This is a genomic window from Pseudomonas marincola, assembly GCF_900116605.1.
GTDB lineage: Bacteria > Pseudomonadota > Gammaproteobacteria > Pseudomonadales > Pseudomonadaceae > Aquipseudomonas > Aquipseudomonas marincola.
Window position 1 is genome coordinate 20,733 of sequence record NZ_FPBC01000003.1, and the last position, 23,918, is coordinate 44,650.

Here is a 23,918-nt window from a genome sequence, read left to right on the forward strand (position 1 = left end):
ACATGCTCATTTCAGTCGATGCGGGTTTTCCGCAGTCTCAATGCGTTGAATACAACCGATGCTGAACTGATGCTCATAGCCAATGCCGCAATCATGGGCGACAGCAAGTGGCCAGTCAGGGGATAAAGCACCCCTGCTGCGAGTGGAATTCCCATGGCGTTATAGATGAAGGCAAAGGCTAGGTTCTGCCGCATGTTCTTTACCGTGGCCACGGACAATGTTCTTGCCCGTAAGATGCCCATCAGATCACCTTTGACCAGGGTCACCTGAGCACTGTTCATCGCCACATCTGTACCGGTTCCCATCGCAATACCCACATCGGCACGAGCCAGCGCGGGGGCGTCGTTGATACCATCGCCAGCCATGGCTACTCGGCGGCCATAGCTCTGCAGATCGGCAACCAACTTTTCCTTGTCCTGAGGTTTAACCTCGCCATGGACTTCTTCGATACCCAACTCCCTGGCAACAGCCCTTGCGGTTGTAGGCCCATCGCCAGTGGCCATGATGACTTTCACATCGAGCTCTTGAAGCCTGGTGACTGCTTGTTTGGAGGTCGGCTTGATCGGATCGGAGACAGCCAGAAGTCCTGCCAGGACACCATCCACCGCTAAGTAGACAATGCTGATGCCCTCCAGGCGGAGCTGCTCTGCACGGTTGCTCAGAGGGGTGGCATCTACTCCGGCGTCTTCCATCAACGCTGTATTACCCAATTGCAGCTGCCGACCTTCTACTTGGCCGCGCACACCGATGCCTGAGCCCGACTCGAAAGAGTCCGGCTTGGCCAACTCAATGCCCTGAGCGCGGGCGTAATCAACGATTGCATGGGCCAGCGGATGCTCACTGCCTTGATCAAGGCTTGCAGCCAATCGCAGCACCTCGTTCGGTTCGAACGGGCCGACACCTTCTGCGCTATGGAATACAGGCCGTCCCTCGGTCAGCGTGCCGGTCTTGTCGACGATCAGCGTATCGATCTTGCACAGGTTCTCTATGGCACTGGCATCGCGGAACAAGACACCACTGGTTGCAGCCTTGCCAGTCGAGACCATCACCGACATAGGGGTCGCCAGGCCAAGTGCACAGGGACATGCGATGATCAGTACGGCAACCGCGTTGATCAGACCAAATACCCAGCCCGACTCCGGACCGAACAAGCCCCAGCCGAAGAACGTGAGGATCGCGATGGCAATCACACCAAGCACGAAGTAACCCGCTACGGCATCGGCCATGCGCTGCATGGGTGCCTTGGAACGCTGTGCTCTGGCGACCATCTGCACGATCTGGGACAACATGGTATCGGCTCCCACCTTCTGCGCCTGCATTACCAGGCTACCGTGGGTATTCATGGTTGCGCCGATCAGCGTATCGCCAACGCGCTTGGTCACCGGTAGCGGTTCGCCGGTCAGCATGGCCTCGTCGACGGCGCTTTCGCCTTCAAGAACGGTACCGTCCACTGGGACTTTCTCGCCGGGACGTACTCGCAAATGGTCGCCCAGGTGCACATGGGTCAACGGAATGTCTTCTTCCTGGCCGTCAGGTCTGATGCGTCGCGCGGTTTTGGGTGCCAGGCCCAATAGTGATTTGATAGCGGCTGAGGTCTGTGAGCGTGCTTTAAGTTCGAGTATCTGGCCCAATAACGTCAGTGAGATGATTACCGCCGCAGCTTCGAAGTAGACACCAATGCGCCCGTCCTGGAAGAAGGCTTGGGGGAACTGCTGTGGGGCCAGGGTCGCGGCAACGCTGTAGAGGTAGGCTGCCGCTGTACCCAGACCAATCAGTGTCCACATATTTGGGCTGCGATGGCGGATCGAGTCGATGCCTCGGGCAAAGAATACCCAGCCGCCCCACAGCGTCACTGGCGTCGCCAAGGCAAGCTCTACCCAATTCTGCGTTGCGCCATGGAATAGCGTTAACGAGTGGCCGGCCATAGCCAAGGCAGTCACGATGATCGTGAGAGGGAGCGTCCACCAGAAGCGCCGGGAGAAATCCTTGAGTTCTGAATTCTCCTCTTCCTCTAATTCCGGGATCACTGCCTCCAGGGTCATGCCGCAGATGGGGCAATTGCCAGGTTGTGGCTGACGTATTTCCGGATGCATCGGGCAGGTGTACTCCGCAGACCCAGAGGCTCTATGTGCGGTAAGCGGTGTTTCATGATGTATATGCTCATCATGCTGGGGACGGTTCACGTAGCGGGTAGGGTCTGCGCGAAACTTCTCCTGGCATTTCGCGCTGCAGAAGCGGTATGTCTGACCTTCGTGGCTGTCATTGAATGGGCTGTCTGGTTTGATGGCCATGCCGCACACCGGATCATGCTGACTCCCGTGTTGGTCTTCATGAAGCTTGGAGTGCTGATGGTCGAGATGGTCCGGATTGGTGTGCATAAGGTTCACTTCCTGTTGTCATCCTTGGGGGTATCAGCATCACCTCGATGGGAGTGATCACCGTGGTTGTGACCGAATATGTGCATCAGCGGGCACAGCAACAGAATCAAATAAAGCAATACTTGAGGGAGGTGGTCAACGTGCTCGCGGGCCACATAAAACACGCCGATGACTGCCAACATAATTATCGCAATGCCAGTTTTTTCTTTCCAGAAAAACAGTTTTGAGTCTGAGTAGTGGGTGTGGTCCATGGCGCGATCCTCACGAAATTGAATCATAAGTGAGTTGACAGTAGTCGCTATTGCACTCACCTAGATTTATGCACATCAATCCGAACTTAACGCTTAGCGTACGTTCACTTTGCCGACCATCCCCGATTGGTAATGGCCTGGTATGTTGCAAGCGAACTCAAGGCCCGTTGTCTTGGTAAAGGTCCACACCAGTTCTTCAGTGGCGCCCGGCTTGATCAAAACACTGTTTGGATCATCGTGTTTCATATCGACCATCTTCATCCCGCCCATGGCATGACCCATCTTGCTCATATTCTGCGCGCCCGTTGGAGACAGCGTGCCGTTCTGAAACATTGCGGCCATTTCTTTTTGATGTGCGGCATGTGCAGCTGCTATGCCCAAGTTGAACTCATGCAGCAGCGAGCCATCATTTTTGAGTACGAAGCGGATGGTTTCTCCTGCTTTGATATCAATACTCTTCGGCTCGAAAAAGATATCGCCCATCTTGATCTCAATGGTGCGGTCGGCTTTCTTGACGTTTTCTGGTTGGCCAATCTCACTTTTGCTATGGCTCGGGCTGCCCATGACAGCAGAGGCGGAAAAAATTAGGGCTGTGGCGAGAAAAAATGAAGTTAGTTTGGTTTTCATAATGAATCTCTGAAATGGCGTTGTTGGGCACAGTATTGATGCTAACTAGGCAATGCTGTCAGTTGGCTTACGCGAAAACTACATATCTGAAATATGTACTGAAATCGGGTGCAGCGTGGCTTTGGCAGGGAGAACCTGATTTTTCTCTCAGCGCATTGCGAACTTACCGACCATCCTCGCTTGATCCTGTCTAGGCAGGGTGCAGGAGAAGTTGAGATTGGCCGTGTCGTGGAAGGTCCAGACGAATTCCTTGGTAGTGCTAGGCTCAACAAGGATGGCGTTAGGATCATCATGTATTTCTTCTACGACTTCAGGTATACCCGGTGGGTCGGAGTCTTCTAGGCCCGATCTTTCATGCCAGACGATGGACTTTGCTTTGCCTGTTGGCGTCAGCGTGCCGTCTTTGAACAAAGCAGCCATTTCGCGTTGATGTATCAGTAGCGCTATGGCTTTACCGGTATTGAATACATGCATCAGCGCTCCTTTATTCTTCAACACGAAGCGAACAGTTTCGCCAGGCCTTACATTGATAGATTCCTGGCCGTAGCTGATGTCATCCATCTTGATGAAACCGGCGCGCGTAGATGGGGGCGCTTGGGTCTGCTGGACAATGTTGGGTGCACTGCTGGACGTTTGCGCAGAGGCTTGAGCTACAGCTGCGAAGAGAAGTGCTGTGCCCAAGGGTTGTGAAGGTGAACGTTTCATGATGAGACCTCATTGAGGTGGTTAGAAGTCTCATGCTATTCCCAGCATTCTGCCGGGGACTAACCCCCCGAAACTACAAAATGGTCAGCTTGAAAAAAATGCGGCACCGTCGAGGTACCGCTAGGCCAAAGGAGCAATCATGAAGGCCTTGAAGATGGGAATTTTTAAGGGTGGCACTCTTTATCAGCCATCATCAGTTTGTGCTCACGGATCATTTGCGTGAGGACGTCATCAACCAGTTTGTCGTGTCGCTCCATCCATGCGAGATGTTCTTCAGTGGTAATACCCGGATCTGGGTGCTGACTGTGTAGCTGACTCATCATGTCGCCTAGCATCCCCATATGCTCTTTCATGTGCACATGGCGCTCACTGGCAGGAGCTTTTTCAGCCTGAATCAGCACCGCTTCGGCTTTGTCTCGCATGTTTTCGATGCGTTCTAGGGTGCGTGCAGCACCTCCTTCGGCCCAAACGGCTGAAGTCAAAAGGAGCGAGCTAACTAGAATTAAAGATTTAAGCAGTTTCATCGAGCAGTCTCCTAAATTGAAGATGGGACTGGCTCCTCTTTACTGTTTGTCATTCGAGGGCCAAGAGCACAACCTAGTACTCATGCCTGCACCCTAGACAAGTCATCCTTGCAGATGCCTGAGGCTAGGATTACATTTTCGTCAGTTTGTGGTTGGATTAAGGTTTTGACTGCACACTCAGGCTATTCAAATTTGGGAACAGCCCGCATGAAACTTTTGGTCGCTGAAGACGAGCCAAAAACAGGCACTTACCTGCAACAGGGCCTCACAGAGGCTGGATTCAATGTCGACCGTGTTATGACGGGAACTGATGCGCTTCAGCATGCACTGAGCGAAGCTTATGACCTGTTAATTCTGGACGTGATGATGCCGGGCCTAGATGGCTGGGAAGTCCTGCGGAAGATTCGTGCTGCAGGCAAGGATGTGCCGGTACTATTTCTGACGGCCCGTGACGGTATTGAAGATCGTGTAAAAGGCTTAGAGCTGGGGGCGGACGACTACCTAGTCAAACCATTCGCCTTCTCTGAGTTGTTAGCTCGCGTCAGGACATTGCTCCGCCGCGGTAATAATTCGCCGACGCAAACCACCATGAATATAGCCGACCTTGAAGTTGATTTGCTTAAGCGGCGTGCCGTGCGCAGTGGCAAGCGAATTGATCTGACCGCGAAGGAGTTCGCGTTGCTTGAACTACTGCTGCGCCGTCGCGGCGAAGTCCTTCCCAAGTCTTTGATAGCTTCTCAGGTATGGGACATGAATTTTGACAGCGACACCAATGTGATCGAGGTGGCTATCCGACGCTTGCGGGCGAAAATTGACGATGATTTTGAATTGAAGCTGATTCATACCTCACGTGGTATGGGTTATATGCTTGATGCGCCGGAGTCTCAATGACGTATCTGTCGCTGACCGCACGCATGAGTTTGATGTTTATGCTTGCGGTTATTGCAGTCCTCACGGTGGCCGGCCTGAGTTTCAATCAGTTCAGTCGGCATCACTTCATGATGCTCGACCAGCAGACGCTGAGCGAGAAGCTCGATTCGACCCAGGAAATCCTTAGCAATACGCGTAGCCATGCAGATATTAAAGAGGTGCTGCCTCAGCTAAAAGCGCTGCTAGGAGCTCACCACGATTTAGCGGCAATCATCCTGGCAAACGACGGTACGGTACTTTTTGCCGAGCCACAGCTGTTCAATGTTCCCGAGAAGTACCGCTTCATCCGTGACCACGGTATGTGGGAGTGGGAGCAAAATGGGCACAAGTACCGAGGTATGACTGCGCCGGTATCAACAGCGGATGAACCCGCGCTTCTAACGGTCTTGCTGATTCTCGATGTGACTAACCATGTGCATTTCTTTGAAACGCTGCAGCGCTGGTTCTGGATTGGCTTGGTCATTAGCGCACTGGTCAGCGCTGCGTTGGGCTGGGTGGTCGCGCGTAGTGGATTGAGACCCCTGCGACACGTGACTCAGGTTGCAACGTCTATGTCGGCACGCTCACTGAAAGAGCGTATTCCATTGGAGCCCGTGCCTCTTGAACTTCAGCAACTGGTGACTTCGTTCAATGCGATGCTTGCCAGGCTCGACGACGCATTTGTTCGGCTCTCAAATTTTTCTGCCGATATCGCTCATGAGTTACGCACACCTCTCAGTAATTTGATGACGCACACCGAGGTGGTACTCACCCAAAAACGCGACCTTGAAGCCTACGAGGAGAACCTCTACTCAAATTTAGATGATCTGAAACGCATGTCGCGCATGATCGATGACATGCTGTTCTTGGCTAAATCGGACAACGGGTTGATTATTCCCGAGCAGACGCGCATAGAGTTCAGCGAGGTGGTCGCCAAGCTGTTTGAGTACTACCACCTGTTAGCAGACGAGCAAGGCATCCAGTTGGTTGTGACCGGCACTGGCAGCGTGCTGGGTGACAAACTGATGCTGGATCGGGCGGTCTCGAACTTGTTGTCCAATGCGCTGCGCTATACACCTGCCGGGAAGTCAATATTGGTAACGATCAAGTCGACCGTAAGTGCTGTGACGCTTACCATCGAGAACCCAGGTGAAACCATCAGGCCGGAGCACCTGGATAAACTTTTTGACCGTTTCTATCGGGTAGACCCAGCACGACGTGAAGGCAACCCAAGCAATGCGGGGCTTGGCTTGGCCATTACTCAATCCATCGTTGAGTCTCACAAAGGAAAGATCTGGTGCACCTCTGGCAATGGCACCACAGCCTTCCACATGGAATTTCCCCAGCAATCATCATAGGGGCGTCATGATCAAAGACGAGTTAAGAGCGAACTTGAGCGATAAGCACAAAGCTTTGTCGCTACCACGGGCGGTGGAGTTGTGTTGCACGCCCCCCCCAGCGCAAGCCTGATCGCCAGCCATGGCGCAAGGGCCATGTCTTCTTGATGAGGCTTTCAGGCCGAAATCTGCAAAATTGAATAGCCGCGCATCACAAAAGCCAGAGGCGTTCAATGACCATTCCCTGGGGTGTTTGCTGGCGTGGATACCCTGGGTATCGCCAGGGCTGGGGATCTTCTTGGGGCATGCTAGCAGCCATGACCTGCACAGCCATATGGCGCACCAAGTGATTATTGGCCTTGGCGACTAAGTGACGATGCGAGGGCCGAGCAGGTGCTTACTGCACCGGCCATCTGCATAAAGGCTGCACATTGCATCAGATTAAAGGCACTGAAGCGCTATTGATATACCTTGGTTCGCTGTCGGAACCCGAATAACCCAGAAACTATGCGGGTGTAAAAATTCATGTGTGAGTGGGCCAGGCCGGCACTCTGGGCCCGAAAAGCAAATCCAAGCAGTCAGTACAAACGCCAGGCGCCACCAGTATCAATCAGGCGATTGCAGCTCGGACACCGGAGGCAAAAGACAGTATGGATCGCAGGCCAGCTCACCAGCGATGCGATACAGCTTCTCGATGGTGATGTTTACTTCGCCACGCTCGATCCGACCCATGTAGCTACGGTCGATACTGCAGGCCAATGCCAGTACATCCTGAGACATGTGGCGAATCTTCCTTTGTGTTCGGATGCGCTCCCCTAACACTTTCGCCAATTTATCCATGATCGCCTCAATTTCTCTGAGGCGGCACTATCGTGGGTTTGCGGACGCACGAGCCACGGACTATAATCCGTATTTTTCGCGTTAACTCTTCTGGTGCCTCAATGAAATCGGCCTCGTTTATCCTCGACAGGCGTCTGTATGAGCTGCTTCAGCAAGAAGGGAGTACAAGTTTCACGACCCGTGAACTGCGTGATGCGTATGCCAAGCGCCTAGATGGTACGACTTTTCGTGTCGCCGATGTACGCCGTTATGTGTATGAGCAAATTCGACGTTTACTGCGTATAGGCTGGCTTGAGCTCGATGAAGAGCGTCGTCCAAGGGGACAGGTCTACCACCTGAAGCCGATTCCGGCACATCTGCAATTGCAGTTGATCGACAAGGGTTTTGAGAACAGCCTAAAAACTGCTTCTGAGCCCGAACCGGAACCTGCAGAGCTTCAAGTTGAGGCTGTCCCGCTTGAGTCGTCAGCCAGCGCGGATCAGCATTTGGAAACGCTCCACAAAGAAATCCGCTTGGACTTTCTGTGCTCGATGGGGGAGGCGGAGCGATTCAAGCTGCTCCTAGAAGATATGCCGCATTTGCGGGACAAGGTTGAGGACGAGTACCTAGAGGCCAGAGATCGCAGTTCACGTCTGCTAGGACATCTTCGCGCTATCGAAAAGACTATCAAGACGCTTGACTCTGCACGATGACCACATCGCTGCGGGGCTGGCAACTCAGCTGCATAGACACGGCGTTGGAACACTTTACCAGCACACCGCACTTCTTCTGCCAGGCGACGCCGGGAGCCGGGAAGACACGCATGGCGGCAGAGCTAGCCAGCAGAATGCTTAAGCAGGACAGAATCGATCTGGTGATGTGCTTCGCGCCATCCTGTCAGGTTGTCGAAGGCTTCCGCTCAACCTTTGCTGACGTACTTGGCAGGCGACTGGATGGCCAAATAGGCGCTGTGGGGACGGCATTCACCTACCAAGCCATGGAGTACCGAGACGAGGGGTTCTGGCAGCTTCTTGATGATTACCGTGTGCTTGTTGTCTTCGATGAAATACACCATTGCGCTGGCCATGATCCGCTTCTCAGTAACGCCTGGGGGCAGCAGATATTACATCGGATACAAGACCGTGCAGCCTTCACCTTGGCTCTCTCCGGTACGCCATGGCGCTCGGATGATCGGGCTATTGTTTTAGCCCGCTACTCGACGCCAGAAGGACACTTGATCTGTGATTACCGATACGGACTGAAAGAGGCCATTGCCGATGCGGTATGCCGTTCTCCTCGTATTGTCTTGCTAGACAATCAGAAGGTAAAGCTGACCGAGGAAATGGGCCCTGAGAGTACAGTCAGAATGTTCCCCAGTATTGCCAAGCTATTGGGGGAGTCACCTGTCACCTATGAAGAACTGCTGCGCCATGATGATGTGATCAACCGGCTACTCGATCTTGGCTGTAGCAAGCTCAATGAGCTTCGCCAAATCAAGCCGGATGCTGCTGGTTTAGTTGTTGCCACTGACATTGAGCACGCCCATCAAATTGCTCAGGCTCTGGAATTGAGGGGTGGGGGGTGCTGCATTGTGACCAACAAAACCCCGGATGCGCAGCAGGTGATCAATGCGTTTCGGCAGAGCTCCTCTCGCTGGATTGTCGCCGTCGGAATGATTAGCGAAGGAACGGACATCCCCCGCCTCCAGGTGTGCTGCTATCTCAGCCGCATCCGCACCGAGTTGCATTACCGGCAAGTGCTTGGACGAGTGCTTCGGCGTACAGGTGAGTCCGATGGTCAAGCTTGGCTGTTTATGTTGGCAGAGCCGACGCTGCAGTGTATGGCTGAGAGAGTTGCGGATGATTTGCCGGAAGACCTGGCGGTGTTGAACGAGGTGCAGATGCCTGCTTCCACTTCAGGCTCAACGCCCAGTTCGATAGAGGCAGCGGACAATATCAATAATCTGGATGACAGTATTGGATATGGCAAAGAGCAACCTATTGAGGCTGCAACTACGAACATAATTTCACTAGAGGGCTTTGCAGTCGAACCAGGTTATCAGGTGAGTTTTTCCCAGTATTACAGGCAGCAGCTTTTGGCTTGTTTTTGATGCTGTGACTCCATAGGCAATGTAGTAGCCGTGCGCGGGGTTAATATGGCCGTCCGCGACATTGGCTCGATAAATAGTCGAAGTAAATAGTAATCATGGATAGGGGCAAAAGATAATTAAATGGCAGGCACTAAACTTGAGAAGTTTAATGATTTTTTATTAACTGAAGGCGAGGTAATAGATAGTACCTGTGACGACGAGGCCGCTAGCATCGCGCTGGCTCAAGAGCTGTGCCCTGGGAAGCCATATTGTTCTGTAAGGCAATGGGTTTTAGTTGATCTCGATATTTCAGATGACAAAAAGGCATTGCTTAAAAACCAAGGTCTCCAGCCGATCCTTCTCTATGCTCACTCCGTAGTAACTGATAGTGCTCGTCGATTTGCACCAGGCGACTGGGTTAGGAGTACGCTATTGGTCAATCTAAAAAGTGATTTTCTTTTTGAAACCAAAAATAGTGTCTACATCCTCTTGGGCGCAGGAAGCCGAAAGACAGCAGAGCCAACTGTCGTTACCAGTATATTTTAATCAGCGGCGGTGAGTTTCCAGATGATTAGGATTCAAGAGCGTTCGCGTGTAATCGTGCAAATTTAAGAGTTTCTGGAACAGCTTTCAAGAGATGCTTCTCTACGCGAAGATGTACGGGAAGCGGATACACGCCTTCTCCCGCAATATCCAAGCAGAGGTGAATTTTGAAGGGGCTTGCGGTTAAATATGGGCTCCCTCCGTTTCTCGGCTGACTCAGTTCATTTGGTTTTTTCAGTGCCTCGTGATTGTCGCGTCAGAAAATAACGGCCCTGAGCTGCAGTTCGCCACTTTCTGTGCTATCTGCTACTGAAGCTGCCTGGCAGCTTTAAGAAGTTTAACCAGAAAATATGCTGAATAGAGTGGCGTTTTCATAGGCTGCGGGATGTTTAGTATTTCCGTAGGTTAAGGTTTCTGAATTTGCGATTTCGCTATTACATTAATAGATGCTCTATACCCAACGCCTCGGACAGATTTTATCTTCACATTGGAATTTTCGTCGCGTAGCTTTTGACGTAAGCGAGCTACTAATGACTCTAAAGCGTTATAAGTTTTTGATTCCTGGTTATTATGTGAATAAAGGGCGTCTGCGAAATAAGCTTTGCTTACAACTCGGGGAGAGTTACTGATTAAAATTTGAAGCAAAATCATTTGTTTAGGGGGAAGTTTGAGTTTTTTTAGATTAACTCCTTCTGCCCCTGGCAATGCATAGGTTGCGGAATCTCTAAGCCTTAAATGCTCTTTCCCACCAGAGGCCTTTAGTACGCCATGCACATGCTTGATGAGAACGCACGGCCTGAAAGGCTTGTACAAGTAATCATCTAGCGCTGAGTTGAAATCCTTTACCTGCTTTCGATTGATTCGACTTGTGGCAAGTACTAAACACGGGGTCTTAGAGTTCACAGTAATGCTACGAGCCGAAAGGGGAGATGCTGACTCATAATCCTCCATGTCGTTATCGACAATTATCCCTTCGAAGCAGTGTGTATGCATGATGGCGATAGCCTCTTTACAGTTACCAGCTTCAACCACCGTGTATCCCGATGACTCCAGATGCTTGCGAACACGTGCGCGGAGGGCGGGATGTTCGTGTATGACAAGCAGCTTGGATGGCACCGGTTTTTTAAAACGTATCATTTTCTGGCAGCTCATAGATCGTATGGGGGAGGGTCGCCTAGCGATCGATGTTTCAAAATCACTGTGATCCAGATCACTTCCCCAAAGAATTCAGGGAGTTAATGGCTTTAATTGAAACGAATTGACTAATATCACATAGGAGTTACCTCTAAGTGATTAATTTTAAATGAATAAATAGAAAATTGTGAATTTTGAAACGTTTTTATGATGGTTATTGAAAGACGCTGTTAACTGAGTGCGGCTTCCCGGGGCGTGGCATGTCTCGGGGCAAGAGCCTGTTCACGACTTGCGCGCTGCTGGATGCTTTTAGCGTTTAAAGCTGTGCGGTAAAGATACGACGTCAGACTTTAGCGTTGCTGGTTGTGATCAGGCCCTTATTTGCGCGGTTTCGCGGCGCTCGCAACGACCGCTGTAGCTCATTCGGGCAAATCGCTACAATGCACCGCCGATCCATTTTCGCTTCGAGGCTGTGTGCATGAAATTCCGTTTTCTGTTGTGGATGCTTGGTCGTCTGATGGCCAAGGCTAGTCGCGAAAATCCTGCGTTTCAGGAGCAGCTGTTGAACCGCGACATGGTCTTCCAGTTGCATACGCTCGACGGCAAAATCGCCCGTCACTTCATCGTCAAAGACCAACGTATTACCAGCAAGCGCGGCCCGGTCAGCGAGCCTGCATTTGCCTTAGGGTTCAAAGACGGTGCCTACGGTTTCGCCACCATGAATGCCAAGAACAAGCAGTTGGCGTTTATGCAGGGCATTCAGAATAAAGACATTCAGATTCAGGGCAATCCGGCGCTGGTCATCTGGTTCCAGGGGCTGACCAAGTACCTTGTACCCAGGAAGCCCAAAAGCGAGAAACGCGCTGCGTGAGTGGCCGCTAAGCTTGATATGAAATTCGCCTCAACTTCAGGGAGATAAACGATGCGACTGCTGCTGGCGCTGCCATTTCTGCTGGGGGCAACCCTGGTTCAAGCCGAACCGGCGAGCCCTCAACACTACGAGCAGGTATTTGGTTTATCCGGTATCAGCCTGTTGTGCGAGCAAGCCGCGCCGTTGATCCAGCGTGGGCAGCCCGAGCAGCCGCAACTCGATCAGCTGTTTGCTGCCAAGCCACTCTGTGCAGAGCTCGCCGAGAAGATGTCTGGCGAGTTCCAGCAAGCTGAGCTTGAGCGTATAGAGCTGGCCTTGCAGAGCCCGCTGGCGCTGCAGTTCACTCAAGCTGAACGGGCGGTGGGTGAGGGCGGCGGTGAGGCGCTGGAAGCGTATCGTCAGCAGCTTAAGGCGAAGCCGCCGCGCGGTTCACGTGTTGAGCTGGTGCACCGTCTCGATGCGGCGGCGCGTACGTCGGATATGGCCACGTTACTGCGCTATGAAGTCGCGAAGACGCAGGCGCTGATGGCCCTCAAGGCGCAGAGCAAGAACGCCGATGAAGCCCAGCTGGCCGAACAGACTGCCGCGCAAATGCCGGTATTGCGTGAGTCGAGCAGCTCGGCCGTTGAGTCGTTCATGCTGTTCGCGTATCGCCAGCAGCCGAGTGACAAGGTTGCTGAGTATGCCGCGCTTTATGAGCAGCCTGAGTTGAGCCGCCTGTTGCAGCGCAGCATCGAGCTGATGCCGCAACTGTTCGCTGAGCGCCGCGCCAAGCTCTGACCCGGCTAGTGGATGGGCTGAAACTGCAACGCCAGTTCGCGTAGCGTGGCCTCGGCCTCAAGCACTTTGTCTACCGCCTGATTGGCTTTGTCACGGCTCAGGCCCAACCTGTCAAACAGCTCCTGCGGAACTTCGCGGTCGGGGCCATGGCCGATGCCGCGATTACGCAGCAGCCCGACTGCAACGTTAATCAGGTTGGCGTATTGCGCGTGCTCGCCTCTGTAGTCGCTGTCGTGCTGAAAACGCAGCGCGTTGGCAAGCTCTTCCGGCATGTCCCAGTAACGCATCAGCCACGCGCTGATCTGCTCCCGGCTGATGCCCAGAAAATGCTGCTCAATGTAGCTGTGCGGCACATGCGGATTGGCCTCGATATGCCGGCAAATCAGCGAGAAGTGTGGCGGGAATACATGCGCCAGCAGCAAATATCCGAAGTTGTGCAAAAGCCCGCCGAGATAGGTCAGGCCCGGCTCCGGGCGTTGTTCACGAGGGATGGCGCGGGTCAGCCCCTCAATGACGGCGGCGGTATAAATGGCTTGCTGCCAATAGGGCGTGGCTTGCTGGGGATGATCTTTGGGCAGGCCCAGTGTTTTGCCCAACGCCAGCCCCAGGGCCAGATTGATGACCAGTTCAAAGCCCAGCACGCGGACAATTGCATCTTCTACCGAGCGAATTTTCCCCGGTGCGGCGTAGTAGGGTGAAGCGGCCCAGCTGACTACCTGCGCCGCCAGCGCGGGATCTGTTTCGACTACGCCGGTAATGTCGTCGATGGTTGCATCCGGCTCGGTGCGCAGCTTGGTGATTTTCCGGGCGGTGGCGGACAGCGGCGGAATTTCGATGGTTTCTTCAAGGCGCTGTTGAATACGGCGCGCGGTGAATGCCTTTACTGCCTGATTGATTTCTGCCGGATCATCGTTGGGGCGATCAAGGTTGATGCGGATTCGCTCCAGCGGCTCGGCAAATCGTGCACAGCTGGCCTTGGTCAGCAGGGTTTTGAAGTCGGCACTGGAGAGTTCGAGCAAAACCCCGGGCTTGCCCGACTCAACCCACACGCTTGGCTCCTGCAGGATCGATTCGTCGTAAGTGCAGGGCGAGTTGGTCAGCGGCGGCAAACCGGGCAGCGTGTTCAGGTTATGCGGGCTGAGCATGCGTGCCAGGCGCTCGGGCTTGAGCACCGTGAGCTTGCGGCCGGTAAGTTCTTCGAGCTGGTTGAGGTCAAGGAGTTGGTCGTGGCGAAACAGCAGTAACATGGCGCCAATGCTGTCTTCCAGCATGATCGCTTGCAGGCGTTGGGCTGCAGGGATACCGGCTTTCTCCGAGTGAGCCTGATAACTGAGGCCGAGCTTGTCGAGCAGTTGTGTGATGATGAGTGGCGCAGTAGCAGAGTCGACAGCTGGATTAAGAGCTTGAGGCATTGTATATCCGGTTCTGGGCGGTAACAGATCGAAATAGTGGCTGACTAATAGACGATAACAGTCTGACGGTGCACGAGGGTAGCGTCAAAATTCTGATTAATCGATGACAATATCAGCAAATTTTCGCCGACGCTGCCACTGGCTGCCAATTTGTCGACATTCTGCCACATCAGAGTCGGCCATAAGGCCGCTTCAAACCTCAGACTTGCCCGTACTGCTGGCCGTGTCGCAGCCAGCGATCCAGCAGCGGGCTGACATGCTGCGGCCACTGCTGCAGCAAGCTCATTGACGCATCCCGAACCGCGGGCAAAAGATCGGCGTCGCGCATCAGGTCGGCTACCTTGAATTGCAGCAGGCCGGTTTGACGGGTGCCGAGCATTTCCCCGGGGCCGCGAATTTCTAGGTCTTTCTCGGCAATTAAAAAGCCGTCGCAAGTTTCACGCATGATGCCCAGTCGCTCACGGCCGAGTTGCGACAGCGGCGGGTGATAGAGCAGTACGCAATGGCTGGCAGCGCTGCCGCGCCCGACCCGGCCACGCAGCTGATGCAGTTGCGCCAGCCCTAGTCGCTCGGGATTTTCGATAATCATCAGGCTGGCATTCGGCACGTCCACACCGACTTCGATCACGGTGGTGGCGACCAACAGTTGCAGGGCGCCTTGTTTGAACTGATCCATGATCGCCGCCTTCTCGGCGGGTTTCATGCGGCCGTGAATCAGGCCCACATTGAGCCCGCCCAGCGCGGCAGCCAGGTCTTCAAAGGTGGTTTCGGCGGCCTGACACGTCAGCTCTTCAGACTCTTCAATCAGCGTGCACACCCAATACGCTTGGCGGCCTTCGTTGCAGGCAGTGCGCACGCGCTCGATCACTTCGATGCGGCGGCTGTCGGCAATCAGGACGGTATTGACCGGCGTACGTCCGGGCGGCAATTCGTCGAGAATCGAGGTGTCGAGATCGGCGTAAGCGCTCATGGCCAGCGTGCGCGGAATCGGCGTCGCGGTCATGATCAACTGGTGCGGGCAGAGTCGCGCATCGACCCCTTTTTTGCGCAGAGCCAGACGCTGCTGGACGCCGAAACGGTGTTGCTCGTCGATGATCACCAGCGCCAGTTTGTGGAACTTCACTTCATCCTGAAACAGCGCGTGGGTGCCAACCACCATCGGCGCGCCACTGGCGATTTGTTCGAGCGCTGCTGCGCGCGCCTTGCCCTTGAGCTTGCCCGCCAGCCAGGCAACTTCCAGCCCCAGTGGCTGCAACCATTTGCTGAAGTTGATGAAGTGCTGCTCGGCGAGAATCTCGGTCGGGGCCATCAGCGCCACCTGATACCCGGCTTCCAGCGCTTGCAGGGCAGCAAAGGCGGCGACCACGGTCTTGCCGGAGCCGACGTCACCCTGAACCAGGCGCAGCATGGGTTCATCCTGTGCCAGATCGTAAGCAATCTCGGCGCCCACGCGCTTCTGGGCTCCGGTGGGTTCAAAACCCAGATTGTGCAAAAACTGCGCAGGCAGCTTGCTGGCGACTGGAAGTTGCGGCGCTTGTTGCGCGCGAACACTCTCGCGCAGGCGCTGCAGCGACAGTTGATGGGTAAGCAGTTCTTCAAAAGCCAGGCGGTGTTGCGCCCAGTGTCGGCCCTCGGCAAGTTCTTCAATGTCAGCATCGGCGGGCGGTCGGTGCAGATAGCGAATAGCTTCGGCCAGCGGGCCTAATTGGTATTCCTTGGCCAGCTCTTCCGGCAACCAGTCTGGCAAGCTGTGCGGGCCAAGGCGGGCCAGCGCCAGTTCACTGAGCTGACGCAGGCGCTGTTGGGTCAGGCCTTCGGTGGTCGGGTAGATCGGCGTCAGGGTTTGTTCGACGGCAATTTGCGTCTCGCCGCTGAGCGCGCGGTATTCCGGGTGGTAAATCTCCAGCCCTGATGAGCCGGGGCGGACCTCGCCGTAGCAGCGCAGATGAGTGCCGCGTTTGAAGCCTTCCTTCTGTGCATTACTGAAGTGATAGAAGCGCAGGCTGAGCGTGCCGGTGCCATCGTTGAGGCGCACCAACAGGCTGCGGCGTTTGCCCATGGCAATGTCGGCGCCGGTAACCGTGCCTTCAACCACGGCATCCTGACCGGGGCGCAGCGAGCCGATTGGCACGATGCGCGTGCGATCCTGATAACGCAGCGGCAAGTGAAACAGCACATCCTGAAGGTTTTCCAGACCGACCTTGGTGAGCTTCTCCTGCATGGCCGCGCCAACACCTTTAAGTGCAGTTACGGGAACCGCTGCCAACTCGGTCATTGCTTATACGCTTTGCGGTTGTGCGCGTGAGACCGAGCACAGGCGGATCGAGTCCGCGAGAATTTCAATCGCCTTGGGCCGTGGAAAGCTCGCGCGCCAGGCAATGGCCACGGTACGAAAGGGCACGGGCGCACTCAGCGGACGCACTTCGATAATCCCAGGCGCGTAATGGTGGCTGTCGACAGCCGAGAGCGGCAGGATTGATACGCCCAGACCGGAGGCAACCATGTGGCGAATGGTTTCCAGTGAGCTGGATTCCACGGTGGTGTGCTTGGCGTGATCTTCGCCGCCCTTGCGCAGGGTCGGGCAGGCCTCAAGTACCTGATCGCGGAAGCAGTGGCCTTCGCCCAACAGCAGCAGACTCTTGTCGTTGAGCAGCTTGCTGTCGATCGACTTCAGCTCAGTCCACGGATGGCCGCTCGGCATCAGCGCGTAAAACGGCTCGTCGTAAAGGGCTTTGGTCAGCACGTCGGCTTCCTGAAACGGCAGAGCAATGATCACTGCATCCAGCTCGCCGGTGCGCAGTTTGTCGCGCAGGACGTGAGTAAAGTTTTCTTCGATATACAGCGGCATTTCCGGAGCAACACGGTGCAGCTGCGGAATCAGATGCGGGAACAGGTACGGGCCAACGGTGTAGATTGCGCCGATTTTCAGTGGTGCGGCGAGCTGGTTCTTGCCCGCCTGAGCCAGCTCACGAATACCCTGAGCCTGCTCCAGAACCTTCTGTGCCTGCGTGATGATGCCTTCGCCAACGGGCGTCAGACGCACGGCGCTTTTGCTGCGCTCGAAAATCAGCACACCGAGTTCATCTTCGAGTTTCTTGACCCCGACCGAAAGCGTCGGCTGACTGACATGGCAACGCTCGGCCGCACGGCCAAAGTGCTGCTCCTGAGCGAGGGTGACGATATAGCGCAGTTCAGTAAGGGTCATAGCGTCCATCCATTAAGTACCGCCCTAGCATAGCCTTTGCAATGCAATGAACCAACCGCGCTAAACTGCTCGCAGGTGAAAATAATGGAGAATCGCATGCCAACAGCTACGCGGGTATTGATTGCAGGGTGTGGTGACGTCGGCACGCGCTTGGGCTTACGGCTGGCTCAGGCGGATTGGCAGGTGTTTGGGTTGCGCCGCAACACTGCGCAATTGCCGCCGCAGATCGAACCGGTGACGGGTGATTTGCAGGCCGATGCCTGCCCGGTGCAATGGCCGGCGGGAGCGCTGGATTATCTGGTTTATTGTGCTGCCGCGACTCAGTCCGATGAGGCTGGATACCGCGCGGCTTATGTCGATGGGCTAAAACGTACGCTGGGCTGGTTGGCGCAGTCCGGCCAGCAACCCAAGCGCGTGCTGTTTGTTTCGAGCAGTGGCGTTTACGGCCAGCAGGATGGCGAATGGGTGGATGAAACCTCGCCAGCCGGCGCCGGGCGTTTTAGCGGGCGGATCATGCTCGAGGCCGAGCAGGTGGCGTTGTCCGCTGGCCTGCCGGCCACTGTTGTGCGCCTCACCGGAATATACGGGCCGGGACGCAAATGGCTGATCAATCAGGTGCGCGAAGGGTATCGGGTCGCGGTCGAGCCGCCGCTGTATGGCAATCGCATTCAGGTCGATGACGCGAGTGGCCTGCTGGCCTTTTTGCTGCAGGCAGATGAGCGCGGCGTTGCGCTGGAAGATTGCTACATCGGCGTCGATGATCAGCCTGCGCCCCTGCACGAAGTGGTGGCGTGGTTACGCGAGCAATTAGGCGTGACGCATTGGGCGGGGGATGAGGCGACAGTGCGCCGGGCGGGGAGTAAGCGTTGCAGTAATGCACGTGCGCGGGCCTTGGGCTGGACGCCGCAGTACCCGAGTTATCGCGAAGGCTATGCCGCTATTTTGCAGGATTTGAGCTGAGCAGCAGAGCAGGGGCGTTGAGTACGCCCCTGATCACAAACGCTTATTCGATGACCAGAATCGCGTCCATTTCTACCTGAGCGCCTTTTGGCAGCGCCGCAACACCAATGGCGGCGCGTGCTGGATATGGCTGCTCAAAGTAACGGCCCATCACTTCGTTGACGGTGGCGAAGTGCGACAGATCGGTGAGGAAGATGTTGAGTTTGACGATGTCCTTGAATGAGCCGCCAGCAGCTTCTGCAACCGACTTGAGGTTCTCGAATACCTGAACGGTCTGGGCTTCAAAGCCTTCAACCAGTTCCATGGTTTTCGGGTCCAGCGGGATCTGGCCGGACATGTACACAGTGTTGCCAGCCTTGATCGCCTGAGAGTAGGTGCCGATAGCTGCAGGTGCTTTGTCGCTGGTGATAACGCTCTTGCTCATGAGATTCTCCAGTTGAAGGTTGCGCGGGCTTGGCCCACGTGCAGACAGTTCGAGTACGGTGGTCAGGCCACCGTACAACAATGTCGATGAATGTGTGTACTCAGGAACGCACCCGGGTGATGCGAATAACGCCCAGCAAGGCGCGCAGCTTCTTGATCACGCGGGCCAGATGCACGCGGTCATGTACGCTGACCACCAACTGCACGACACTCATGCGCCCGTCGCGCTCATCCATGCTGATCTTCTCGATGTTGCCGTCGGCGTCGTTGACACTGCCGGCGAGCAGGGCGATCAGGCCGCGCTGGTGTTCCAGTTCGACGCGCAACTCGACGTTGAATTCGCCGGTGACATCTTTCGCCCAGGACAGCTGGATGCACTTTTCCGGATTGTTGCGCACCTCGCCAATGTTGCGGCAGCTTTCGAGGTGCACGACCATGCCTTTACCCGCAGACAGGTAGCCGACAATCGGGTCGCCTGGAATTGGCGTGCAGCATTTGGCGTAACTAAGAACCAGGCCTTCGGTGCCGCGAATCGCCAGCGGGCCTTCGCTGCTTGGGCGCTCTTCGCCTTCGCTGGCGAGCATACGGCGGCCGACAACATAGGCCATGCGGTTACCCAGGCCGATATCTTCCAGCACGTCTTCGATGACCTGCTGACGGTATTCGCTGAGTACCAGTTGAATTCGTTCTTGGCTGATCTTCTCGAGGCTGGTGTCGAAGCTGGCCAGCACCTTGTTGAGCAAGCGTTCGCCGAGGTTGATCGACTCTGAGCGACGCTGTTGCTTGAGCGCGTGGCGGATATGCGTACGCGCCTTGCCGGTGACTACAAAGTTCAACCATGCCGGGTTCGGACGTGCCGCCGGCGCGCTGACGATCTCAACCGTCGAGCCGCTCTCCAGTGCTTGTGACAGCGGTGCAAGGCGACGATTGATCCGGCAGGCAATACAAGTGTTGCCGACATCGGTGTGCACCGCGTAAGCAAAGTCGACCGCCGTGGAGCCTTTTGGCAGCTCCATGATGCGGCCTTTCGGGGTGAAGACGTAGACCTCGTCCGGGAACAGGTCGATCTTCACGCTCTCGATAAATTCCAGCGAGTTGCCCGCGCGTTGCTGCATCTCCAGAACGCCCTTGACCCACTGCCGTGCGCGGGCGTGAGTGCCTTTGGGCTGATCTTCTTCGTTGGATTTGTACAGCCAGTGCGCAGCGATGCCGTTGTTAGCCATCTCTTCCATCTCGCGCGTGCGGATCTGGATTTCGATGGGCACGCCATGCATGCCGAACAGCGTGGTATGCAACGACTGGTAGCCATTGGCCTTGGGAATTGCGATGTAGTCTTTGAAGCGTCCCGGCAGCGGCTTGTACAGATTGTGCACGGCGCCGAGGATGCGATAGCAGGTGTCGACCTTGTCGACGATGATGCGGAAGGCGTAGACGTCCATGATTTCATTGAACGCCCGGCGCTTGCCGCGCATCTTCTGGTAAATACCGTACAGGTGTTTCTCGCGCCCGCTGACCTCGCCTTGAAGATTTTCGCGTTCAAGGCAATGCACCAGCGACTCTTCAATTTTATTGACGATTTCTTTGCGGTTGCCGCGGGCCCGGCGCACGGCAGCGCGGATCAGGCCGGCACGCATCGGGTGCATGGCCTTGAAGCCGAGGTCTTCGAACTCGACGCGCATGCTGTGCATGCCCAAACGGTTGGCGATCGGTGCGTAGATTTCCAGCGTTTCTTTGGCGATGCGCCGACGCTTCTCGCCAGACAGCACTTCCAGTGTGCGCATGTTGTGCAGACGGTCGGCCAACTTGACCAGAATCACCCGAATGTCACGGGCCATGGCCATCGCCATTTTCTGGAAGTTTTCGGCTTGCGCTTCGGCTTTGGTCTCGAAGTTCATCTGGGTCAGCTTACTGACGCCATCAACCAGCTCGGCCACGGACTCACCGAACTGCGCGGTGAGTGCTTCTTTGGCGATGCCGGTGTCTTCGATTACGTCATGCAGCATGGCCGCCATCAGGCTTTGATGGTCCATGTGCATGTCAGCAAGAATGCTAGCCACCGCGAGCGGGTGGGTTACATATGCCTCACCACTGCGGCGGCGTTGGCCGTCGTGGGCTTGCTCGGCATAGAAATAGGCTCGGCGGACCAGATTGACCTGGTCATCGCCGAGGTAGGTCGAAAGTCGAGTGGCGAGGGCGTCTATGCTCGGCATAGGTGTTCTCCATGCTGAGCTGAGCGACCATGCGCCTTACGACGTCGACCGGGCATAGGCTTACAGAGGCTCGTTAGCCTCGTCCTCAAATGAGCCAAACAATGGCTCTTCTTCAACGATTTCAGCTTGGGCGATGACGTCGTAGTTCATCAGGCCGGCAGCGATTTCGCGCAGTGCGATAACGGTAGGCTTGTCGTTTTCAACCGGAACCATTGGCTCTTTGCCGCCGGTAGCGAGCTGACGCGAACGCTTGGTCGCAAGCATGACCAGCTCAAAGCGGTTATCAACGTTGTCCAGGCAATCTTCAACGGTAACGCGGGCCATGGTGTTCCTCGTAGCAAATGCAATTAAAGCTGGGCCCGAATGGGCGAGCGGACTGGATAGTCTAAAAAATCACCAGCGTTATGGGAAGCTTTTGTTTTGTCGTGCTGCCGTACGGCTTAAGCCAGAAGCTCGCTCAACAGCCCGGCGTGGCGCTGTTGCTGTGCGGTTTGTTGCAGCTGGTTGGCACGGAATACGGCTTTAAGATCGCTCAATGCGTGAGCAAAGTCATCATTGATAATCACATAATCGTACTCGACGTAGTGGCTCATCTCGCTGACGGCCTCGCGCATGCGGCGCTCAATGATCTCGCCGCTGTCCTGGCCACGGTTGGTCAGGCGATGGCGCAATGCTTCCTGAGTCGGCGGCAGAATGAAGATCGAGCGTGATTCCGGCATCAGGCGACGAACCTGTTGCGCGCCTTGCCAGTCGATTTCCAGAATCAGGTCATAGCCCTCGGCCAGCGTGGTTTCGACCCAAGTTTGCGAGGTGCCGTAGAGATTGTCGAAAACCTGCGCGTGTTCCAGAAACTCGTTCTTGTCGAGCATGGCATGGAACTGCTCGCGGTTGATGAAGTGGTAGTTCTCACCGTCGACTTCGCCCGGGCGCATGGCGCGTGTGGTGTGCGAGACAGACACACGAATCATCGCCTCGCTGTCGATCAGCGCCTTGACCAAGCTGGTCTTGCCCGCGCCAGAAGGTGCAGAGATGATGTACAGGGTCCCGGTTGTAAGCGTCATGTGTGTGTCCTGAAAAGCAATAAGCCAAGCGTAGTCGCAACGATTGAGCATTATAAGGCGGTTTGCCGACAAACACGGCTGAAACTTCGCGGGATATACACATGCATCGGGTAAATCGTGGGCAGTTGAGCCGCCGCGAGCAGGCTAGTTTCTGCGGGCGGCGGCTTGAAAGCGGCTGGCCGATTACAGTGAGATGATGCCGTAAGCGCCAATTTTTGGCAGGCCGCCGTAGGTGCCAACTGGCGTTAATGTGAAGCCGTCAGCGCCAACCTTGAACACGGTCACTTCGCCTTTGTTGCCGATCAACTGGTTGATGTACTTGCCATCGGCGCTTAGCGTCAGGTCGCTGTAAAAGTCCATTTCAGCCTCGTTCTTGTAGGCCGTTGCGGTTTTCAGAGCGATGCTGCCATCCGGGTTGATGGTGTAGGCGCTGATGGAGCTGGACAGTGCATTGGCCGCCCACAGCGTTTTGCCGTCTCGCGAGGTCTCGACCCAGCAATTGGCGATCTCGCCACCTTCGACCGCATCGCCGGTCAGGGCGTCCGCTGTTACCAGTTTGATCTGGCCTTTGCCGTCCAGCGTGTAAGACGAGGACGAGCTGGTCTGCCATGAGTATTTCGGCGACTGCGGGACCTTGCCGGCTTCTTCGCGCAGCATGCCTTTCTTGTCCAGAAAGCGTGCTTCAGAGGCAACAATGATGTCGCCCGTAGCGCCTTTGATAATGTCGAAACCGACCGGGATTGGCAGGGCACGGCTCGAATCGCCGTTCGGCGCGCTGGCGACGGAAACCGGCTCCTTGGAAAGAGTGCCGTCTGCATTCACCGCGAACACTTTGAATTGCCCGGTCACCAGTTCGTTGACCACGACAAACTTGCCGTCAGTCGAGAACACAATGGTGGTTGGGCGAGCGCCCAGATTGCGGGTCGAGTTGGCGATTGGCGTGAGCTTGCCAGCCGCGTCGATGGTGAAGCCACTGATGTTGCCGCTGAATGGCGGAGCCTTGGCATCGCCGGAACTCGCCACATAAACCAGCTTGCCTTTGGAAGCGATACTGACCGGGTGGATATCGCTGGCTTTGACTGTATTCACCAGTTTCAGCTTGAAGTCGTCGGCGACATTGAACGAGCTGATGGTGCCGTCACCGGAGTTGACGGTGAGCAGGTGCTTTTTGTCTTCGGTGTTATAGACACCATAAGCGGAAATCAGCGGATCAATGCCGTCAGCCAGTGGGTGAGTCGGGTCATAGCCGCCGTCGAAAATTTCGATATTGCCGGTTCCTTTGCCGCCGGATTTGAACTCGCCCAGCGTGCTCAGGCTGCCATCACTCATTTGCTTGAAGGCGACGATGGTATTGCCTTCGGCTTTATTACTTGAGGCATATACCGCGCCGATCTGCTCGACCGCCATTGCACTTGCACAGGTGGTGGTCAATGCAATGGCGAGTAAAGTTTTTGCTGTATTCATGACAATTCCCTTTATCGGATTACGAACAAGAAGTCGTGGCGGGCAGTTTCAGCTGCTGCATAATCAACCTGCTAGTCACAGTAGATAAGTCTATGGCTGTGCTCTTCGGCTAATTAGCGGCTTATGCAGAATTTCAATAAATCGCTGTGTGAGCAATATTAATGTCGCGTTATACAAGGCGGATGTTCAGGCGAGGCAAAGCCTTGGCTAAGTAAT

The 23,918-nt window shown here is 55.3% G+C and carries 23 protein-coding genes; 8 read left to right on the top strand and 15 right to left on the bottom strand.

Annotated features, from left to right (window positions below; genetic code table 11):
- Positions 1-11 precede the first annotated feature (11 nt).
- The 5 genes from BM395_RS06355 to BM395_RS06375 all read right to left on the bottom strand — a co-directional run bounded on the left by BM395_RS06355 (position 12) and on the right by BM395_RS06375 (position 4,485).
- Entirely contained in the window at positions 12-2,378 is a 2,367-nt protein-coding gene (locus BM395_RS06355; protein WP_090509915.1) for a heavy metal translocating P-type ATPase, read from the bottom strand.
- A 5-nt stretch (positions 2,379-2,383) separates the two neighbouring features.
- On the bottom strand, positions 2,384-2,629 hold the full coding sequence (locus BM395_RS06360) for a DUF2933 domain-containing protein (RefSeq protein WP_069899903.1): 246 nt from the start codon (positions 2,627-2,629) through the stop codon (positions 2,384-2,386).
- A gap of 93 nt (positions 2,630-2,722) precedes the next feature.
- Positions 2,723-3,256, bottom strand: coding sequence for a cupredoxin domain-containing protein (locus BM395_RS06365; RefSeq protein WP_010489142.1), 534 nt, complete (start codon positions 3,254-3,256; stop codon positions 2,723-2,725).
- Between the two features lie 147 nt (positions 3,257-3,403).
- Entirely contained in the window at positions 3,404-3,961 is a 558-nt protein-coding gene (locus BM395_RS06370) for a cupredoxin domain-containing protein (protein WP_090509917.1), read from the bottom strand.
- A 164-nt stretch (positions 3,962-4,125) separates the two neighbouring features.
- Entirely contained in the window at positions 4,126-4,485 is a 360-nt protein-coding gene (locus BM395_RS06375; protein WP_010489146.1) for a co-regulatory protein PtrA N-terminal domain-containing protein, read from the bottom strand.
- Between the two features lie 207 nt (positions 4,486-4,692).
- Here BM395_RS06375 and BM395_RS06380 point away from each other — a divergent pair, with 207 nt between their 5' ends.
- Together BM395_RS06380 and BM395_RS06385 are read left to right on the top strand one after the other, a co-directional pair.
- Positions 4,693-5,376 (top strand): heavy metal response regulator transcription factor, encoded by a 684-nt coding sequence (locus BM395_RS06380; protein ID WP_069899902.1) that lies wholly within the window; start codon positions 4,693-4,695, stop codon positions 5,374-5,376.
- Complete coding sequence (locus BM395_RS06385; protein ID WP_090509919.1) at positions 5,373-6,752, top strand: heavy metal sensor histidine kinase; 1,380 nt, start codon at positions 5,373-5,375, stop codon at positions 6,750-6,752. Before BM395_RS06380 ends, BM395_RS06385 begins: the two co-directional genes overlap by 4 nt.
- 585 nt (positions 6,753-7,337) lie before the next feature.
- On the opposite strand, the gene BM395_RS06390 is transcribed toward BM395_RS06385, so the two are convergent.
- Positions 7,338-7,571, bottom strand: a complete 234-nt coding sequence (locus BM395_RS06390) for a helix-turn-helix domain-containing protein (RefSeq protein ID WP_029529631.1) — start codon at positions 7,569-7,571, stop codon at positions 7,338-7,340.
- Between the two features lie 101 nt (positions 7,572-7,672).
- On the opposite strand from BM395_RS06390, the gene BM395_RS06395 reads away from it, so the two are divergent.
- The 3 genes from BM395_RS06395 to BM395_RS06405 all read left to right on the top strand — a co-directional run bounded on the left by BM395_RS06395 (position 7,673) and on the right by BM395_RS06405 (position 10,185).
- Entirely contained in the window at positions 7,673-8,263 is a 591-nt protein-coding gene (locus tag BM395_RS06395) for a hypothetical protein (protein ID WP_090509922.1), read from the top strand.
- Positions 8,260-9,660: a DEAD/DEAH box helicase gene (locus BM395_RS06400; protein WP_090509924.1), complete on the top strand. Its 1,401-nt coding sequence runs from the start codon at positions 8,260-8,262 to the stop codon at positions 9,658-9,660. The genes BM395_RS06395 and BM395_RS06400 overlap by 4 nt, the downstream gene beginning before the upstream one ends.
- 120 nt (positions 9,661-9,780) lie before the next feature.
- Entirely contained in the window at positions 9,781-10,185 is a 405-nt protein-coding gene (locus BM395_RS06405) for a DUF6957 family protein (RefSeq protein ID WP_010489158.1), read from the top strand.
- Between the two features lie 402 nt (positions 10,186-10,587).
- Here the strand turns inward: BM395_RS06405 and BM395_RS06410 are convergent, their stop codons facing one another.
- Positions 10,588-11,319 carry a response regulator transcription factor gene (locus BM395_RS06410; RefSeq protein WP_170860558.1) on the bottom strand — a complete coding sequence of 244 codons (732 nt, stop codon included), beginning with the start codon at positions 11,317-11,319 and terminating at the stop codon, positions 10,588-10,590.
- Between the two features lie 475 nt (positions 11,320-11,794).
- On the opposite strand from BM395_RS06410, the gene BM395_RS06415 reads away from it, so the two are divergent.
- Entirely contained in the window at positions 11,795-12,187 is a 393-nt protein-coding gene (locus BM395_RS06415; RefSeq protein WP_069899899.1) for a helicase, read from the top strand.
- Positions 12,188-12,238: 51 nt separating this feature from the next.
- The gene (locus BM395_RS06420) at positions 12,239-12,967 is read left to right on the top strand and encodes a hypothetical protein (protein ID WP_069899898.1); all 729 of its coding nucleotides are present in this window, start codon (positions 12,239-12,241) and stop codon (positions 12,965-12,967) included.
- Between the two features lie 5 nt (positions 12,968-12,972).
- Here the strand turns inward: BM395_RS06420 and BM395_RS06425 are convergent, their stop codons facing one another.
- The 3 genes from BM395_RS06425 to BM395_RS06435 form a co-directional block, all read right to left on the bottom strand.
- Positions 12,973-14,379: an aminoacyl-tRNA deacylase and HDOD domain-containing protein gene (locus BM395_RS06425; protein WP_090509930.1), complete on the bottom strand. Its 1,407-nt coding sequence runs from the start codon at positions 14,377-14,379 to the stop codon at positions 12,973-12,975.
- A gap of 199 nt (positions 14,380-14,578) precedes the next feature.
- Positions 14,579-16,654 (bottom strand): ATP-dependent DNA helicase RecG, encoded by a 2,076-nt coding sequence (gene recG, locus BM395_RS06430; protein WP_090509933.1) that lies wholly within the window; start codon positions 16,652-16,654, stop codon positions 14,579-14,581.
- 3 nt (positions 16,655-16,657) lie between these two features.
- Positions 16,658-17,584: a hydrogen peroxide-inducible genes activator gene (locus BM395_RS06435; RefSeq protein ID WP_090509935.1), complete on the bottom strand. Its 927-nt coding sequence runs from the start codon at positions 17,582-17,584 to the stop codon at positions 16,658-16,660.
- A 96-nt stretch (positions 17,585-17,680) separates the two neighbouring features.
- On the opposite strand from BM395_RS06435, the gene BM395_RS06440 reads away from it, so the two are divergent.
- On the top strand, positions 17,681-18,544 hold the full coding sequence (locus BM395_RS06440; protein WP_090509938.1) for an SDR family oxidoreductase: 864 nt from the start codon (positions 17,681-17,683) through the stop codon (positions 18,542-18,544).
- A 43-nt stretch (positions 18,545-18,587) separates the two neighbouring features.
- Here the strand turns inward: BM395_RS06440 and BM395_RS06445 are convergent, their stop codons facing one another.
- The 5 genes from BM395_RS06445 to BM395_RS06465 form a co-directional block, all read right to left on the bottom strand.
- The gene (locus tag BM395_RS06445) at positions 18,588-18,968 is read right to left on the bottom strand and encodes a RidA family protein (RefSeq protein WP_069899893.1); all 381 of its coding nucleotides are present in this window, start codon (positions 18,966-18,968) and stop codon (positions 18,588-18,590) included.
- A gap of 100 nt (positions 18,969-19,068) precedes the next feature.
- The gene (spoT, locus tag BM395_RS06450; protein ID WP_069899892.1) at positions 19,069-21,177 is read right to left on the bottom strand and encodes a bifunctional GTP diphosphokinase/guanosine-3',5'-bis pyrophosphate 3'-pyrophosphohydrolase; all 2,109 of its coding nucleotides are present in this window, start codon (positions 21,175-21,177) and stop codon (positions 19,069-19,071) included.
- A 60-nt stretch (positions 21,178-21,237) separates the two neighbouring features.
- Entirely contained in the window at positions 21,238-21,501 is a 264-nt protein-coding gene (rpoZ, locus tag BM395_RS06455; RefSeq protein ID WP_069899891.1) for a DNA-directed RNA polymerase subunit omega, read from the bottom strand.
- A gap of 116 nt (positions 21,502-21,617) precedes the next feature.
- Positions 21,618-22,238, bottom strand: coding sequence for a guanylate kinase (gene gmk, locus BM395_RS06460; protein WP_069899890.1), 621 nt, complete (start codon positions 22,236-22,238; stop codon positions 21,618-21,620).
- Positions 22,239-22,421: 183 nt separating this feature from the next.
- Complete coding sequence (locus BM395_RS06465; protein WP_090509940.1) at positions 22,422-23,702, bottom strand: lactonase family protein; 1,281 nt, start codon at positions 23,700-23,702, stop codon at positions 22,422-22,424.
- Between the last annotated feature and the right edge of the window lie 216 nt (positions 23,703-23,918).